The sequence below is a fragment of the Bradyrhizobium sp. 35 genome (assembly GCF_023073215.1).
GTDB lineage: Bacteria > Pseudomonadota > Alphaproteobacteria > Rhizobiales > Xanthobacteraceae > Bradyrhizobium > Bradyrhizobium canariense_D.
This window is the reverse complement of the sequence record NZ_JADPJC010000026.1, coordinates 1-1,219: the sequence shown is the minus strand read 5'-3', so window position 1 is coordinate 1,219 and position 1,219 is coordinate 1. Positions and strand designations below refer to the sequence as shown.

The following is a 1,219-nucleotide window of genomic DNA, read 5'->3' as shown; positions in this document are numbered from 1 at the left end:
GCCAGGCCATGATGAGATCCGCGCGTGCCGTTCCCAGATAAATGGTTCGGGCTCGAAGCCCGCTTTTTTGCACAGGGTTTACGGCGCGCCGATCGACTGTTTCGTCATCACCTTCACGAACCTCGCAGTCTGGAACAAACGGGATCAGCTAAAGGCCGGATCCCGCCGTTCATAGCTTGCGCCGGGCTTGGTCATCACCACCCATGCGATCCGCGCAATCTTGGCCGCCAAGGCGACGGTGACCTTGTTAGTGTGCATGCGTGCCTGAAGTCCATCAAGCCACGCGCCAAGGCGGTATCGCGAGCGATCAAGATGAGTCACGCAGGAACGGGCGCCATGGATGATCATCCGGCGCAGATATCGATTGCCGCGCTTGCTTATCCCCAGCAGCTTCGTTTTGCCTCCCGTAGAATATTCTCTCGGGACAAGACCTAGCCAAGCTGCCATATCGCGGGCCTTTTTGAACTGGCGGGCAGATCCAGCTGCTGCCAAAAGCGCCGTCGCGGCCAGCGGACCAATGCCCGGGATGGTCATCAATCGACGTGCGGTATCGCTTTGAGAGGCAATTGCCTCAATCTCGCGGTTGACCTCGGCAATCCGCAGCTCCAGCTGCCGCAGCTCGTCAAATGTAGATGCAAGAATGCGACGCATCGCCGAGGTTAGATCATTCGACTGATCGGCCAAAACCCTCGGCAGATCAGCCTTGAACTTGCCGGCGCCCTGGTGAATAGCGATCCCATATTCCAGGCAAAAAGCGCGCATCTGATTGATGAGGCACGTCCGTTGCGACATCATCCGATCGCGAACACGATGCAGCGCTTGCAGGTCAATGTGCTCAGGCGACCTTAGCTCGACGAAGCGCATCGTTGGTCTCGTCACGGCTTCGGCGATCGCCGCGGCATCGATGATGTCATTTTTGTTGGACTTCACATATGGCTTCACGAATTGAGCTGGGATAATGCGAACGGTGTGCCCCATGGCCGCGATCTTGCGGGCCAACCATTGCGAGCCGGAGCAGGCCTCCATGCCCACCAAAGCCGGTCCTGCACGTTCGAAGAACTGCAAGAGCGTATCGCGCCGAAAGGTCGCCTTCTGGATCGGCATTCCGGCGGCGTCGAGCCCAACGACGTGGAAAAGGTTCTTGCCAATGTCGATCCCAAACACCGTTGCCGGCCTGGGCTTGTTCCGTGTCCTCATTGCTTCCTCCTTTCAAAAGCCA

At 58.2% G+C, this 1,219-nt stretch carries 1 protein-coding gene; it reads right to left on the bottom strand.

All coding sequences use genetic code 11. The features are described 5' to 3' along the window. Positions 1-144 precede the first annotated feature (144 nt). Complete coding sequence (locus tag IVB36_RS04955) at positions 145-1,197, bottom strand: IS110 family transposase (protein WP_247385528.1); 1,053 nt, start codon at positions 1,195-1,197, stop codon at positions 145-147. Between the last annotated feature and the right edge of the window lie 22 nt (positions 1,198-1,219).

Bases quoted from the DNA above. Each gene is read 5' to 3' on its own strand.
- IVB36_RS04955 (WP_247385528.1), bottom strand. From the start codon at position 1,197: ATGAGGACACGGAACAAGCCCAGGCCGGCAACGGTGTTTGGGATCGAC.